Genomic DNA, 14790 nt, shown 5'->3' on the forward strand with positions numbered 1-14790 from the left:
AGGCTTTACTGGAAAACGATTCGAAAATATGTTCGATTTGTTGTCTGTTCGACGCGTGTCAGACCTCGACTTCCCCGTGGTTTGCCGGCTGGCTATGGATCGCTTGCCGAGTTTTCCGGAGTTTCACAGGACGGGGATGAAAAAAGAGGTGACCGAAGTAGTGGAGTCCGCGATCGGCGAGTCGGACTTGTCCCGTCAGGATCGGTTGGCGCAACTCCGCAATCGGATGGCATCCATTCCGGCCGGTGGCGACGGGAAGGCTGTTCTGTCGTTTCCTACTGGCGCTTCGGTGGGAGTGCCCGTGGACCGAGCGGCAAAAGCGGGCATCTTGCCCGTGCCTGCCGGTATCGCCGAGTTGCTGCCACAGGGCGGATTGGTGCGGGGCACCGTGGTGTCCGTGGAAGGGGCGGCGTCGCTGCTTGTGGGGCTCATGGCATCGGTGACCGCTTCGGGTGGGCATGTTGCCGTCATTGGCCAGCCTCGGTTGGGAGTGTTGGCCGCCTACGAGATGGGTGCGAAGTTGGAACGCCTGGCCTTCATACCGGCTCCCGGCCCCGATCCGGTCGAGGTCGCCGCCGTGCTGCTCGACGGTATGGACCTGGTGATTTTGGGATTGGCTGGGGCGTCGGTGCCGCCATCGCGGGCGCGGGCAGTGGTGGCGCGTGCTCGAAGTAAGGGTTCCACTCTTGTTGTGACGGATGGTCATTGGGATGGAGCGGAGATCCGGCTGGATGCGCGGGTCGAGGGGTACGGCGGCTTCGGCCAAGGGCGGGCGCTGGGGCGGGGGCGGCTCGAATCGCTCAGCCTTGCAGTGCGTGCCCGCGGACGTTCGTTCCAGCCGCGCACCACGCGTCTGGATATCTGCAGTGCGGCCGGACACGTGGAATGGCGGCCGACGCGCGAGGTAAGTGCAGCTCAGGTGGTGGCGCTGTGAGCAGGGTTCTGGCTCTTTGGTGCCCGGACTGGCCGGCAGTGGCAGCGGCTGCGCTGGCTGATCTTCCGGCTACACATCCTGTGGCTGTCACCTCCGGCAACCGGGTGATTGCGTGCAGTGCGACGGCACGGGCCGAAGGGGTTCGGCGAGGATTACGCAGACGCGAGTCGCAGGCGCGATGCCCGGAACTGTATGTGGCGGTTGCAGATCTGGAGCGTGATGCTCGGTTGTTCGAGCCGGTTGCGGCCGCGGTCGATGCGGCAGCGCCCGGTATCGAAGTGCTCCGTCCGGGGCTGTTGGTACTGAGTGCGCGTGGTGTCAGCCGGTATTTCGGCAGCGAGGAAGCCGCAGCGGAGCGGTTGGTGGATCAGGTTGCGGCGGTGGGCGTCGAATGTCAGGTGGGGGTGGCAGATCAGCTGTCGACGGCGGTGATTGCCGCGCGTAGAGCTGTGCTGGTTCCGCCAGGCTGCGGCGCGAGTTTCCTTGCACCACTGCCGATGTCGGAGTTGGCAGCTGAGCCCAGTTTGTCTGCGCAGCATCGCGGTGAGTTGGTGGACCTGCTGCATCGCCTCGGGATCAGAACCATCGGGGCGTTTGCCGACTTGCCTGCCGTCGATGTGGCGTCGAGGTTCGGTGCCGATGCGGTACTGGCGCACCGGGCGGCCCGCGGTGAACCCGAGCGGCCACCGTCGGCGCGGACACTGCCGCCGGATCTCGAGGTGGAGCAGCAGTACGACCCGTCCATCGAGCGAGTGGACGCCGCAGCCTTCGCCGGACGTGCGTTGGCGAGTCTCCTGCATGACAAGTTGTCGGGAGCAGCAGTTGCTTGCACGAGGTTGCTGATCTCGGCGAGTACCGGGAACGGTGAGCATCTCTCTCGTACGTGGCGCTGCGCGGAGCCGTTGACGCCGGAGGGAACGGCAGATCGAGTGCGGTGGCAACTCGACGGATGGCTGAGTGGGCGCAGCGAAGCCAAACCCACCGCCGGAATCGCGGTACTGCGTCTGGAACCGGTGGAAGTGGTCAGCGCCGGCGCTTTGCAATTGGGTCTGTGGGGTGGGGTGGGTGACGAGGACGAACGGGCCAGGCGCGCGTTGGTTCGAGTGCAGGGATTGTTGGGCGGTGAGTCGGTTCAGGTGGGAGTTCTCAGCGGAGGAAGGGGCCCGTTGGAGCGAATTACCTTGTTACCCTTGGGTGATGAACGTGTGGCGGTGCACGACCCGACGTCGCCGTGGCCGGGGCGACTGCCGCAGCCGGCCCCGGGATCGATCTTCGTCGACAATCCGAAGGTAGTGCTCCGGGATGCGTCGGGCACCGCGGTATACGTCACCGAACGAGGGGTGTTCAGTGCGAGGCCTGCGAGGCTGACGTGGGGAAGCAAGGAATGGGCGGTGCAGGGTTGGGCGGGGCCGTGGCCCGTCGATGAGAGATGGTGGGACACGGCAGCGGTGCGGACGGCGGCGCGGGCGCAGGTGTTGTTGGAACAATCGCGGGCTCTGCTGGTGATCTGTGAAGGGGGAAGGTGGTCGGTGGAAGGCGTGTACGAGTGAGCGGGTCTACTCTGGGATCTCGTGAGTGTCGCTAACGTACGCAGTGCCGGTGGAATCGAAATCAGCTACCGAGATTCCGGTGCCAACTCGAGTGCTGCCGAACTTCCGCCCGTAGTCCTGATTCACGGGATGGGCGGTGACAGCCGAACCTGGGACAGGTTCGCCCGGGCATTACGGTCTCGCGATCGGCGGGTTGTGTCTGCAGATCTTCGTGGACACGGGCGGAGCGACAGGGCGTCGTCGTACCTGTTCGAGGAGTTCGCCGAGGACGTCATGGACGTGTGCGATCACTTGGAATTAGACCAAGTCGATGTGGTGGGGCATTCTCTCGGCGGGCATGCAGCGTCGCTGATTGCGCAGAAACGACCCGCCGGAGTCCGCAAATTGGTCATCGAGGAAGCTCCGCTCCCGCTACGCGCCGGCGATCCGGAACAGGTGTTCACGAAAAAGTTACCGAGCGTCCCTGAACTGTGGCATGCCACAACAAGTTTGGTCCGACATCCTCGTGCCGCATTTTCATTCGATCGGTCGATGACAGGGTCGGCGCTCGAGCAGTTTCGCAGACCGGATCAGCAATGGTGGGACAGGCTGCCGTTGATCGAAGCAGATACCTTGTTCTTGCGCGGTGGACTCGGCGGAATGGTCGATGCGGATCGCCTGCGCGAAGTTGCGGCCACGCTCAGACGCTGTGAGGTCGTGTCATTTCGTACCGGTCACAGTGTTCATCGGGACGGCTACCGCGAATTCGAGTCTGCAGTAGTGCCGTTCATTTCCTGAATCGAACGAGCCTGAATCGAACGAGCCTGAATCGAAACGAATATGTGTAACAAGCGACAAAACGGTCAACTCTGAGGACACACTCTCGAGAGGACGCATTCCGTGAGCCCAGAAACTGCGAACGTCCACCATCTCAGTCATGGAGTTCCCCGTCGGATGTTCTTGGGTGGTGTGGGCGCGGTGGTTCTCGCAGGTATGACGGATATCGGGTCGGCGACCGCCGCAGACACGCCGGCAAGGAAAGCGCCCAGCGATTCATTTCCGGCCCAGCCCAATATCGTGGTCATCATTACCGACCAGGAACGGCGGCCGATGTACTGGCCGCAAGGATGGGTCGAGCGGAATCTGCCTAACCGACAACGGATTGCGGCTCACGGACTCACATTCGATCAAGCCGTGTGCAATACGGCGATGTGTTCGCCCAGTCGCAGCACATTCTTCACCGGCCTGTACCCGGCGCAGCATGGCGTGACCAGAACCCTTACCGAGGGCGGCACGGTATCTCCGACGGAACCGCAATTGCAGACGTCGGAGCAGAACCTGGCGAAGATGTTGGCGTCGGCCGGCTACAACGTTCATTACCGTGGCAAATGGCATTTGAGTAAGGGTTCCGACGGCGGAGATCCCACCAGCGACGACGTCGCGGCATTCGGTTTCGAGGGATGGGTTCCACCGGATGCCGGCCAGGACACCAATCCCGATCATTTCGGCGGGGGATGCGCCGATCATGATCGTCGCGCCGCGGAAGAAGCGGTAGAATTTCTTACCGGACCGGATGCGAAGGGAGGCAAACCTTTTGCGCTCATCGTCTCGTTCGTCAATCCACACGACGTACTTGCCTACCCACAATCGTGGAATGCCATGAACGGCACGTGCGACAACTACGGGTCGGACGCCCCCGGTTCGTTCGAGCAGGGTATCGAACTGCCGCCGACCTTCGACGAAATCCTGGCTTTCAATCACAAACCGAGCGCGCAGGTTCAATCCGAGTTGTTGCTTGCCGCCGGACTCGGACCACTGCTCGGACCGGACCAGGCCAAGAACTACATCAACTTCTACGCCTACATGCACAAGGTGGTGGACGAGCACATCGGCAGCGTGCTCGATGCGTTGGAAGCCACCCCACAGATGCTCGATCAGACCGTCATCGTGCGCATGTCCGATCACGGCGAGATGGGGATGTCGCATGGAGGGCTCCGGCAGAAGGTGTTCAATGCCTACGAGGAAACTTTGCGCGTCCCGCTTGTGATCAGCAATCCGTTGTTGTTCCCCAATCCGGTACAGACGGATGCTTTGGCGTCGTTGATCGATGTGGTGCCGACGCTCGCAACACTCGCCCAGGTGCCGGACCGAGGTGCGTGGAACTTTCTCGGAACGGATCTGACACCGGTGATTGTCGACGCGGCGGCCTATCCGAACGCGCCGAGTATGCAGGTCCAGGACACGATTCTCTTCACCTACGACGATCAGAACTGTGCGACACCGGACGGTCAGAGCATTGTTACGCAGCCGAACCATATTCGCTGTATCCGGGACAGTCGCTGGAAGTACACGATGTACTTCGATCCGGCGGGAGTTGCTGCGCCCCAGTACGAGTTGTACGACATGGCGGCCGATCCGCTGGAGCTGAATAACCTTGCGAACCCGCTCAACTTTGCGTTCTATCAGCCGGCCAAAGCCGCCGAGATGAACACAAAACTCTTCGCGGTGATGCAATCGAAGGGTGTTTCCCTGGCCGAATCGAGCAATGTTCCGCAAAACTGATTCACGTTGTAGTTCAGCGGGCATTCTAGTGGGACATATGTCTTCGTTTCGGGAAGAAGGAATGTCATGACGCTCACCTCTCCGGGGCGAGAAGGTTTCAGTACTCTCCGATCGGGAGGGCTGAACTGGGACTCCTTCCCGCTTCGTTTGTTCACCAAAGGAAATGCCAAATTTTGGAACCCCGCCGACTTGGATTTTTCGCAGGACGCCCAGGACTGGCAGGAATTGACCAGCGAGCAGCAACGTAGTGCCACATTTTTGTGTGCGCAGTTCATCGCCGGAGAAGAAGCCGTCACCGAGGACATTCAACCGTTCATGAAGGCAATGTCCACCGAGGGCAGGTTCGGCGACGAGATGTACCTGACTCAGTTCTGTTTCGAGGAAGCCAAACACACTCAGGTTTTCCGACTCTGGATGGATGCGGTCGGACTCACCGACGATTTGCATTCTTACGTCGCCGACAATCCCTACTACCGCCAACTGTTCTACGAGGAGTTGCCGTCGTCGTTGCGGATCCTCGAGACCGATCCCAGTCCCGTCAATCAGGTACGCGCAAGCGTCACCTACAACCACGTCATCGAAGGCAGCCTGGCATTGACGGGCTATTACGCCTGGCAGAAGGTATGTGCCACCCGCGGAATCCTGCCCGGAATGCAGCAACTGATCAAAAAGATCGGCGACGACGAACGACGCCACATGGCGTGGGGGACTTTCACCTGCCGTCGGCATGTGGCGGCGGACGACTCCAACTGGGACGTCGTCCAGCAGAGGATGGGGGAGTTGATGCCCATGGCTCTCGGAATGATCAACTGGGTCAACGAACAATTCGAGGTGCAGCCTTTCGGCCTCGACAACCAGGAATTCCTCGAGTACGCCGCAGATCGAGCGCAGCGACGCCTGTCTGCAATCGAGTCGGCACGTGGACGCGATGTAGCTGAAATCGACCTGGACTACTCGCCCGAGACTCTCGAGGAGAAGTTCGGGGAAGAAGATGCAGCAGCGATGAGTGAGGCCGCAGGTTGAATCTGGTTCTCCAAACCGTAAGCAGCAGTGCCCATTACAAATATTCTGACTTTTCCGACCGATTTGACTGTGGCGGTTTTCTCCGAACATAGTTTCGAATCCGATTGCGCCCTCATCGATTTCATTGCCGAATTGCATGAGTGTGAAGCGAAGTTGGTGGAGCGTAAGTGTGCTGCGATTGCGGAGTTTTTCACCCGTCGTAGTGCCGAGCACACCGCTTCCGGGACGTGGTTGTCCACCGCGCACGAGTTGGCGGAATCGGAGATCGGGGCGGCGAAAGACGATGGGCCGCGCCGGCGCCGGGAAGCTCATCGGACTGGGCATTGCGTTGAAAACGCGTCTGCATCGTACGCGGGCGGCGATGGCGCAGGGGGAGTTGGATCTCTATCGGGTCGGGTTGATCGAATCCGCGACCGCGAACGTTTCGGATGAGTTGATCGGCGAGGCGGAACGCCTTGTGCTGGAGCAGGTGTTGGTTCCGGCGGTTGGGGGTGGGACGGGGTTGACGGGTCGCCGGTTGCGGGAGTTGGCGTGCTTGGTGTGTCGGCATGATTCGCGGACGTAGGAGCAGCGGCGGGCTGATGCGTTGGGTGCTTTGTTAAGACGAGCCGGCGTATCTGGACGGGTACGGGGTGATCGGTGCCGAGCATGCGCGAGAGATCGCGAAGGCTGTGATCGTCAAGGAAGTGCGGGCGCCTGAGCCTGCCCGCGAGGCTGCGTCGGCGTTCGTCTACCGCCCCGGCGCGGCATTGGATACGTGGTTGCGGGTTCGTGCGGGGAGTTGTCAGTGGTTGCACTGTGATGTTCCGGCGTGGAATTACGATCTCGACCATATGGTGTCGTTCGATCACGCTGATCCGGCTAGTGGCGGGCAGACTGCATTTCGGGCGTTGGTTGCATACCCCGAACCCGGATCGGACGGTCGGCTTGGTTTCTCCGACGGGGCATTGTTTCCGGACCCGGGCGGCGGGGTTGCTCGCGGGGATGGCGGATCCGGTTCTGTCGGAGGGTGGGTCGCGGCGGCGGAGTCGGTTGGAGAACAAGGGCTGCCCGGGTTCGGGGTGAACGCCGGCGGATTACGGGGACGACCCACCACCGTTCTGAGCGCCATGTCCGTTGGTCGGGCTCAGACCCTGTCGGTCTAACCAGGCCAAGCTGTAGTTCGCGATCTCGCGCCACCCGTGGTCGATGGTCAGTGAATGCCCACGGTCGTCAAAGATCTTGTACTCGTTGACTGTTGGTGCGTTGTGGTACATCTTGAAAGAGCTGTCGGAGCTGGCTTTCGGGACCGTTCGATCTTTTCCGCCGCCGATCATCAGCAGTGGGCCGCGGTCTGCGTTGAAGTCGACTTTTGCTGGACTGTGGGGCGAGAAGTTGGCGAGAGCGGCTTCGAAGAGTGGTCGACCAGGCGCCGGAATGACGTATCTCTCGTACAGTGCGTCGGATTCGTCTTTCGTGATCGCGCTGGCGAAGGACTTGTGAAAGGACTTCTTGGTGTGGGAATACGCCTTCCGATAGTTGGTGGGGTTGGACAGGACCGGGAGCACGCTGCCGAGTTGCACGAGAGGCAATTTCAGGACACCTTTGGGTTGTGCGGGGTCGATAGCTACTGCGGCAGAAGCCAATTTCTGTCCCAGAAGTTTTTGGGCGATCAGTCCGCCGAAGGAATGGCCGACCACGATAGGCGGTGCATCAAGGTCGGCAATCACCCGTGCGTAATGGTTGGTGATTTCGTCGATCCCGTGATCGGCAATGTCCTCAGGATGTTCGCGAGACTCGCCGACGGTAGACGCGTCTCCGGGCCAGCCGGGTGCCATCGTGGCATAACCGAGTTCGTTGAAAGCCTGTGTCCACGGTTCCCAGGTGCTCGGATGCATCCACAGTCCATGAATGAAAAGTACCGTCGGCTTGGTGGTGGTGGGCATGGGCTCTCCTGTGATCGATCGGGCCTGACCGGTAGGGATACCCGCATTCGTCTAACTCATTCATTTCGCAACTGGCAAGATTGCTGTCATGTTCAGAATCTCGAATCAGCGATCCATGGCCGTATGGTCCGCGACTTTTGTTCTCTCACAAGCCAATATCGTCAGACTTCTGGGTCCGGCGGCTCCGCGGGTTCTGGAAGTGCAGACGGCATTCTCAGCTCGTCGATACCACGAGGTTCTGGCAAGAATGGATGACGCCGAAACCGCACGTTTCCGTAGCCACTACTTCCCGGACTTTGTGCATCCGGCGGTCTACGCAATGGCATTACGCGCGGGTGCACAGCGACTGGGAGAGCACGTGCCCCTGTCGCCGGTAACGCAGAAAGCTCTGGCTGTAGCACCGGTACTTTCTGCTGTCGGTGACTACATCGAGAACATTGTCGGATTGCACCTGCTCGATCACCGCGATCACATCACCGATGGAGCGGTGCGAGTCACCTCGGCTGTCAGCATCGCGAAATGGGTATTGGCGCTGGGAACTCTGGGATACCTGTCGCAAGGATTTGTCAGAGTGTGGGCATCGAGACTGTAGGGAGTGACGATGGCGATAGAACTGGGCACCGAATATTTTGCCGATGGCGAGGAGTTTCGCCGCTGGCTGTCGCAAAATCATGAGTCTGTGCCGGGGGTGTGGCTGAAGATGGCCAAGAAGACCTCATCGCATTCATCGATCGATTACGACCAAGCTCTCGATGTCGCTCTGTGCTTCGGTTGGATCGACAGTCAATCCAAGCGGGTGGACGACAACTTTTTCGTGCAGAAGTTCTCCCCGCGCACGACGCGTAGTCCGTGGTCCACACGCAACGTGGAGATCGTCGCGAGATTGGCTGATGCTGGTCTGTTGGAACCGGCCGGCATTGCCGCGATCGAGAAGGCCAAGGCCGACGGTCGGTGGGAACGGGCGTACGCAGGATCGGCAAAAGCCGAGGTGCCGCAGGATTTCCTCGACGCGCTTGCCCAGAATCCTCAGGCGCAGGCGTTCTACGAGACTCTGAATTCCACGAACCGGTACACAATCTTCTACCGGTTGCAGGAGGCCAAGCGACCGGAGACCAGAACGCGCCGGATCGAGAAGTTCATCAGCCAACTCGCGGAGGGCAAAAAGTTTCATTGAGCGAAGCTGACACAATGGGCATCGTGATCGAAGCCATGACCTGCTCAGCACTCTCTGCCGTCGACGAGCCCTTGGAAGGTACAGCCGCGGAGGTGCGTGGTTGGGTGTGTCTCGAGTTCACCGCCGCGTGGGGCCGAGACGTGCTCGACGGCACCGCGTTGGGTGAGGAACTTGCCGCGGAGTTGATCCGTCGGGCTGATGCCGCAGATGTGCGCATCATGTTCATCAGGCATCCGGGTCGCAGTGAACCGCTGACCTCCGGCCACACGGTGTTGCTGGCTCGAACTCACCCCGACGATTCCTGGTGCGAGCGGGTGAAGATCGATTCACCCGTCGATCTCCTCGAGATCGACTTTGCAGTGCTCGGTGGGCCGGCGCCAGGTCTGGGCGACCGCGTCGAGGAACCCATGGTGTTGGTGTGTGCACACGGCAAGCGCGACCAATGCTGCGCAGTTTTCGGTAGACCTGTTGCAGCAGAGCTGGTTCGGTCATTCGGTGAGCATGTATGGGAATGTTCGCACACCGGTGGGCATCGCTTTGCACCGTCGATGATCCTGCTGCCCAGTGGCTATACCTACGGAAGACTGTCCGAAGCCGACAGCCTCGAAGCCGTCGAATCAGCAATGAGTGGCAGCGTCTACCTGTCGGGATTGCGTGGCCGAAGCACCTGGACTCCGCAGGGTCAGGTGTCGGAAATTTCTGTGCGGCAGCACATTAGTTGCGGTGTCGACGATCTGAGCGTGATCGATCTGGGTAGCGGAGTATCCATCGTTGAGCATGTAGACAGTCGGCGATGGGAAGTGGAGACCGAGACTTCAGAGCTGCCTCCGCGTCCACCGAGTTGTGGGGCGGCGCCCAAACCTGTTCGGTCCGTTACCGCCACGTCTGTTCGCGAACTGGGTTCGGGCCTGCTTCTCACTTAACGTGACTCGGGCGGTCACCGAATATAAACCACGCCGCCGCGCCGAAGATCGGAAGAATGGCGATAATGGCGCACCAGCAGATCTTCGATTCCCATCGAAGCGTGGTCGATCTGAGAACAGAGAGAAGGGCTACGACGGTCAGCGCCAACCACAGGATTGCGGAAATGCCCCAGGCGATGTCGTAGCCGATAGGCACCGTCGGATTCGAGGTGTTGTTGTCCATGGTCGAACGCTACTTCACCAGTGTGTTCCGGGGACAAGGCGCGCAGCGCGCCGCCCGAGCTTACGCAATCGTGAGTGCGAGTGACGGCTGGGTGCGGGTGCCGGCGCCACAGTTTCGGCGTCGTCCTGTCCCTTGGACGCTGGGGAGTCCGGGAAGGCGCGGTACATCTGATGAAGGATCCGGTCTTTGGTGCGAGGAGCGAACATCGTGCCCAGATCACCCAGGGTGCCCAGCGGAACATCGATGCGTTTGGGCCGCTCGATCAGTGCGCGGATCACCATGGCGGCGGCCTTCTCAGGGCTGGTGACCGGGCCACTGTTGGAAGCGCCGGACGGCGCGATCATCGGGGTTTCGACCAATGGCATGTGAATTGTGGTGAAAGTGATTCCGTCCGTCAGTGTTTCGGAAGCGACAACATCCGAGAATGCATCGAGGGCGGCTTTGCTGGCCACGTATGCCGAAAATCGTGGTGACGCGGCCTGCACACCGGCGCTGCTGATGTTCACGATGTGGCCGAAGCGTCGCGCACGCATGGTCGGTAGGAGCGCCAATACCAACCGGACTGCGCCGAAGTAGTTGACGGCCATTGTCCGCTCGTAATCGTGGAAACGGTCGGTGGAGCGGTAGATGCTGCGCCTGATGGATCGGCCGGCATTGTTGACCAGCATGTCCACGTGATCATGTTCGGCGAGAATACTTTTCATTGTGCGATCGACGGCTGCCTCGTCCGTGATGTCACACGGGTAGCCGTGAGCTGTGCCGCCGGCCACGCGGATTTCTCCGACCACAGTATCGAGTTCGTCTGCACGCCGCGCGATCAGGAGCACCGTGGCACTTTTAGCTGCAGCCGCGATGGCCGACGCGCGGCCGATGCCTGACGAGCCGCCGGTGATCAGGACGATCCGGCCCACGAGGGGACCGTCCGGATGCGTGTGACGGGCTCGATTCGGGTCAAGATTCTCCTGCCAGTATTGCCACAAAACCTTTGCATAGGAGCCGAACTCGGGAACCGACAGGCCAGTTCCAGTCAGCGCCTCGACCGTCCTTTCGGAGGTGAAAGTTGTGGCCATCGTCAGGTTGTCGAGCAATGCGGCGGGTAGACCCAGTCGGTTGAGAACTGCCTTGCGCGCGGATTCTGCCGAAGCGATGGGGAGTCCCGAGACAAACGGTTTGGCAATGGCGCCAGGCAGACTCAGGAAAGGGCGCGGGGCGTCGGCAGCTTTGGACAGTCCCGCGTAGATTTCACGAACCGGTTGAGGCCTCGGATTGATCAGATGAAAAGCTTCGCCGTCACGACCGGGAAGATGCATCAACTCGACCAGAGCAGCGGCAACATAGTCGACTGGCACCACGTTGGTGGACCCGAGATCAGGGATCGGAACCGGTAGCGCTGCCGGTAGTTTCGCGAGCAATGCCAATCCGGGAAACAGGAAGTACGGACCGTCGATCTTATCCATTTCCCCGGTGACGGAATTGCCGACCACGGCAGACGGTCGATAGACACGCCAGGTGAGTCCGTCACGCTCCCGAACCAGCTTTTCGGCTTCGAACTTGGTGCGATGATAGGGCGTCGGAAAGGCTTGGCCGCAGTCGAAGTCGGTTTCGTCAAACGTTCCGGGATAACTGCCGGAAACCGCGACCGACGACACGTGATGGAGGGTTGCGTCGACTTGGACGGCGAGGTCGATCACCGATCGTGTGCCTTCGACATTGGTGGCGGCTTGCTCGTCGCCGGCTCGTAGGTCGTAGACGGCGCCGAGGTGGAGGATGTGATCGGCGGCCGGCGGTGCGTCGATGCCCAATCCGGGTACGGTCAGATCGCCAATCAACGGATGTACCCGATCGCGGCCGACGACATCAGACATCTGCGCCGCGAGCTTGTCCACGGAACTGGCTCTGACCAGCACATGTATCTGTGTGGTCGCATCACGTTCGAGCAGAATCGGTAACACCGCTCGACCGAGGAATCCAGTACCGCCCGTGACGATGTATGTGGCCATAGCCGATTAACTTACTCCAAAGTAAGTTAATCGGCTAGAGCGAAGCAGTGATCAGTGGCCAATGCCGACTGCTCCGTGCACTTTCTTCATCCACGCCGGCGCCCACCAGTTGGCATCGCCCATGAGTTTCACCAGAGACGGCACCAACAACATGCGGATGATGGTCGCGTCGACGATCAACGCCACGATCATTCCGACGCCGAGGAACTTCATCACGCCCAGTCCGGACATAGCGAAAGCACCTGTCACGACGATGAGAAGCAGTGCGGCGGCGGTCACGATCCGGCCCGTTCGCTCGGTGCCGAACTTGACGGCTTCTTCCGTCGTCGCGCCGTCGTTCTTGGCTTCGACCATGCGGGACATGAGGAAAACTTCGTAGTCCGTGGACAATCCGAAGACGACGGCCAGGATCAACACGACGAAGGTAGCTTCGAGTGGTGTTTGGCTGGCCCCGAGCAATTCGACGCCGTGCCCGTCCTGGAACACGAACGTGAGTACACCGAAGGTGGTGGCCAAACTCAAAGCCGCCATGAGGACCGCCTTGATCGGCAATACAACTGATCCGAATGCCAGGAACAACAGGACCAGGGTTGAACCGACCATGATCAACATCATGACTGGCAACCAGTGCAGGACAGCATTATTGCCGTCGTCGACCATGGCTTGACCGCCGCCTACCAGCAGTTCGGTGCCGTCCGGGGCGGGGATCGCCCGCAGATCTGTGACAGCGCTGCTTTGAGACTGCGACGTGGAACCTTCACTGTAGAACGCTTGGACCGCGATCAACTTGTTCGTGGTCGCGACGACGGTTGCCTGCCCGATGCCCTCGACCTGGCCCGCAGCTTCGGCGATTATGGCGGCTTCTTCTGGGGTGAGCACGGTGTCGCCCTGCGCTTGCAGGATCAGCGTCGCGCCATTGCCGGTTTGCGGAAAATCGTTGACCAAGGTCTCCGTGGCGACGCGAGCTGGGTCGTCGGAAGGAAGTGCGGTGAACGAGAGTTCGCCAAGTCTCGCGCCCAGTAGCGGCGATGCGAGAACGAGAAGGATGGTGACGATCGTGACCGACACGGCCACTGGGCGTTTCATCACCCAGGTGACGACGCGTCCCCAGAATCTGCGCGAACGTTCTTCTCCGCGTTGGGCTGCGCCTTTGCGCCAGGTCCACGAATTGATGCGGTGGCCCAGAATGGCAAGCAGCGCCGGCACTGCGGTCAATGACAGGACGGCTGCGCTCAGGACCGCGGCAATGGCCCCGAATCCCAGTGAACGAATCACGGATTGGGGGAACACCAGCATGCCGCTGAACGCGCAGATGAGAAGTAGACCCGAGAACATGACGGTACGGCCTGCGGTCAGAACGGTGCGGGTTGCCGCTGCACCGGGTTCGGACCCGGATTCGAGTTCTTCACGGAACCTGCCGACAATAAACAGGCCGTAGTCGATGGCCAGTCCCAGTCCGAGGAGCGATGCCACGTTGATGGAGAACGAACTGACATCGGTGAAGTAGGTCAGAATCCGAAGAACAGCCAATGCGCTCATCACACTCAGGACACCGACAAAAATCGGTACGGCAGCGGCGACTATGCCGCCGAAGATGAAGACCAGCAACACCAGGGTGATCGGGATGGCGATGGCTTCCGCGACTACCAGATCCTTCGCCAGGGTGTTGTTGAAGGCGACACCGACCACGGTATTACCGGCGAATTGTGTTTGCGCACCTTCAACTTCGAGCGTCGGAAGGAGATCGGTGAAGGTTGCCGACGTGATCCCCGAGTCCGGTGCCAACGTGATGGCGACGGCACCCATCGCCCCGTCGTGGGACAGAAGGTTCGGACGTGTTGCGGCGTCGGCAGTCCAGTACGACTTCACCGACGCTGTCGACACTTCCGTCTTGAACTCATCGACGGCAGCGGTCACCGCGGGGCCGATGGCGTCGAGGCTCCGGCCGTCGGTCGGTGTGTAGATCGCGATGATGTCGGGTGTTTGAGGCCCGAGATTCTCCTCGATGATGTCCGCGACTTTTGCGGAGTCGCTTCCCGGATCGATGAACCCGCCCTGGCTGAGTTTGCCGAATACGCCGAGGCCCCAGACGCCGCTGATGAGCACGATGAGGATCGCGAGCGAGAGCACCCACCATTTTCGGTAGACGACGGTACGAGCCCAACGTGTCATTTCAACTCCGGTACTTACATTTTTCGGACATGGCCGTACCGACTGTAATGGTCGGGAATCCTGTTGCCCCCGGTTTGGTCGATGCGAGCATTCCTGGATCCGCGTGATCAGGTTCGGACGCATCGTGCATACTGCTTTCAAGCACTTGTAAGCCACACGAGTGGGGGAAGCCGGTCCAAATCCGGCACTGACCCGCAACGGTAGGTCGAAAGTCTCGGTAGTCGCCGAGCGTCGACGAGTCCGATTACCCACCGTGCGGTGTGCGACATCCCATTCGTCGTGGTCTACGAAACGGAAGTCCAGCAGGAGCTCTGGCCCGCGGATC

At 60.6% G+C, this 14790-nt stretch carries 14 protein-coding genes and 1 riboswitch; of the genes, 10 read left to right on the plus strand and 4 right to left on the minus strand.

Translation table 11 applies throughout. The annotated features are described in order from the left end of the window. Window positions 1–136 precede the first annotated feature (136 nt). The 7 genes from imuA' (at window position 137) to QM600_RS29770 (ending at window position 7193) form a co-directional block, all read left to right on the plus strand. Window positions 137–934 (plus strand): DnaE2-dependent mutagenesis accessory factor ImuA', encoded by a 798-nt coding sequence (gene imuA', locus QM600_RS05520; RefSeq protein ID WP_283260469.1) that lies wholly within the window; start codon window positions 137–139, stop codon window positions 932–934. Next, window positions 931–2484 carry a DNA polymerase Y family protein gene (locus QM600_RS05525; RefSeq protein ID WP_283260470.1) on the plus strand — a complete coding sequence of 518 codons (1554 nt, stop codon included), beginning with the start codon at window positions 931–933 and terminating at the stop codon, window positions 2482–2484. Before imuA' ends, QM600_RS05525 begins: the two co-directional genes overlap by 4 nt. A gap of 21 nt (window positions 2485–2505) precedes the next feature. Then, entirely contained in the window at window positions 2506–3261 is a 756-nt protein-coding gene (locus tag QM600_RS05530; RefSeq protein ID WP_283260471.1) for an alpha/beta fold hydrolase, read from the plus strand. Window positions 3262–3363: 102 nt separating this feature from the next. Next, window positions 3364–5025 carry a sulfatase family protein gene (locus tag QM600_RS05535; RefSeq protein WP_283260472.1) on the plus strand — a complete coding sequence of 554 codons (1662 nt, stop codon included), beginning with the start codon at window positions 3364–3366 and terminating at the stop codon, window positions 5023–5025. 66 nt (window positions 5026–5091) lie between these two features. Beyond that, on the plus strand, window positions 5092–6048 hold the full coding sequence (locus QM600_RS05540) for a R2-like ligand-binding oxidase (protein ID WP_283260473.1): 957 nt from the start codon (window positions 5092–5094) through the stop codon (window positions 6046–6048). Between the two features lie 283 nt (window positions 6049–6331). Then, window positions 6332–6613, plus strand: a complete 282-nt coding sequence (locus QM600_RS29765) for a hypothetical protein (protein ID WP_502942889.1) — start codon at window positions 6332–6334, stop codon at window positions 6611–6613. Window positions 6614–6680: 67 nt separating this feature from the next. Then, window positions 6681–7193 carry a hypothetical protein gene (locus QM600_RS29770; protein ID WP_502942890.1) on the plus strand — a complete coding sequence of 171 codons (513 nt, stop codon included), beginning with the start codon at window positions 6681–6683 and terminating at the stop codon, window positions 7191–7193. Here QM600_RS29770 and QM600_RS05550 read toward each other — a convergent pair. Next, complete coding sequence (locus QM600_RS05550; protein WP_283260474.1) at window positions 7125–7973, minus strand: alpha/beta hydrolase; 849 nt, start codon at window positions 7971–7973, stop codon at window positions 7125–7127. The genes QM600_RS29770 and QM600_RS05550 overlap by 69 nt on opposite strands. Before the next feature lie 88 nt (window positions 7974–8061). On the opposite strand from QM600_RS05550, the gene QM600_RS05555 reads away from it, so the two are divergent. The 3 genes from QM600_RS05555 to QM600_RS05565 are packed head-to-tail and all read left to right on the plus strand — an operon-like array spanning window position 8062 to window position 10070. Continuing rightward, the gene (locus QM600_RS05555; RefSeq protein ID WP_283260475.1) at window positions 8062–8565 is read left to right on the plus strand and encodes a hypothetical protein; all 504 of its coding nucleotides are present in this window, start codon (window positions 8062–8064) and stop codon (window positions 8563–8565) included. A 9-nt stretch (window positions 8566–8574) separates the two neighbouring features. Further along, a complete protein-coding gene (locus QM600_RS05560; protein ID WP_283260476.1) occupies window positions 8575–9147 on the plus strand; it encodes a YdeI/OmpD-associated family protein in 573 nt (190 codons plus the stop codon). 14 nt (window positions 9148–9161) lie between these two features. Further along, entirely contained in the window at window positions 9162–10070 is a 909-nt protein-coding gene (locus tag QM600_RS05565; RefSeq protein ID WP_283260597.1) for a ferredoxin family protein, read from the plus strand. Here QM600_RS05565 and QM600_RS05570 read toward each other — a convergent pair. Genes QM600_RS05570 through QM600_RS05580 form a run of 3 tightly spaced genes read right to left on the minus strand, consistent with a single transcriptional unit; the run spans window position 10063 to window position 14465 of the window. Beyond that, window positions 10063–10293 carry a PLD nuclease N-terminal domain-containing protein gene (locus QM600_RS05570; protein ID WP_283260477.1) on the minus strand — a complete coding sequence of 77 codons (231 nt, stop codon included), beginning with the start codon at window positions 10291–10293 and terminating at the stop codon, window positions 10063–10065. The two genes, QM600_RS05565 and QM600_RS05570, sit on opposite strands and share 8 nt — an antisense overlap. 14 nt (window positions 10294–10307) lie before the next feature. Beyond that, the gene (locus QM600_RS05575; protein ID WP_283260478.1) at window positions 10308–12293 is read right to left on the minus strand and encodes an SDR family oxidoreductase; all 1986 of its coding nucleotides are present in this window, start codon (window positions 12291–12293) and stop codon (window positions 10308–10310) included. A 51-nt stretch (window positions 12294–12344) separates the two neighbouring features. Next, window positions 12345–14465 carry an MMPL family transporter gene (locus QM600_RS05580; RefSeq protein ID WP_283260479.1) on the minus strand — a complete coding sequence of 707 codons (2121 nt, stop codon included), beginning with the start codon at window positions 14463–14465 and terminating at the stop codon, window positions 12345–12347. Window positions 14466–14577: 112 nt separating this feature from the next. Next, window positions 14578–14735, plus strand: a riboswitch (cobalamin riboswitch). Window positions 14736–14790: the final 55 nt, after the last annotated feature.

This window comes from Rhodococcus sp. IEGM 1379, from assembly GCF_030056815.1.
Taxonomy (GTDB): domain Bacteria; phylum Actinomycetota; class Actinomycetes; order Mycobacteriales; family Mycobacteriaceae; genus Rhodococcus_F.

Excerpts from the sequence above, each read along its gene's own strand:
- QM600_RS05565 (WP_283260597.1), top strand. The coding sequence starts at position 9,162 with ATGGGCATCGTGATCGAAGCCATGACCTGCTCAGCACTCTCTGCCGTC.
- imuA' (WP_283260469.1), top strand. The coding sequence starts at position 137 with ATGAAAAAAGAGGTGACCGAAGTAGTGGAGTCCGCGATCGGCGAGTCG.
- QM600_RS29765 (WP_502942889.1), top strand. The coding sequence starts at position 6,332 with ATGGGCCGCGCCGGCGCCGGGAAGCTCATCGGACTGGGCATTGCGTTG.
- QM600_RS05570 (WP_283260477.1), bottom strand. The coding sequence starts at position 10,293 with ATGGACAACAACACCTCGAATCCGACGGTGCCTATCGGCTACGACATC.
- QM600_RS05575 (WP_283260478.1), bottom strand. The coding sequence starts at position 12,293 with ATGGCCACATACATCGTCACGGGCGGTACTGGATTCCTCGGTCGAGCG.
- QM600_RS05580 (WP_283260479.1), bottom strand. The coding sequence starts at position 14,465 with ATGACACGTTGGGCTCGTACCGTCGTCTACCGAAAATGGTGGGTGCTC.
- QM600_RS05540 (WP_283260473.1), top strand. The coding sequence starts at position 5,092 with ATGACGCTCACCTCTCCGGGGCGAGAAGGTTTCAGTACTCTCCGATCG.
- QM600_RS05550 (WP_283260474.1), bottom strand. The coding sequence starts at position 7,973 with ATGCCCACCACCACCAAGCCGACGGTACTTTTCATTCATGGACTGTGG.
- QM600_RS05555 (WP_283260475.1), top strand. The coding sequence starts at position 8,062 with ATGTTCAGAATCTCGAATCAGCGATCCATGGCCGTATGGTCCGCGACT.
- QM600_RS05560 (WP_283260476.1), top strand. The coding sequence starts at position 8,575 with ATGGCGATAGAACTGGGCACCGAATATTTTGCCGATGGCGAGGAGTTT.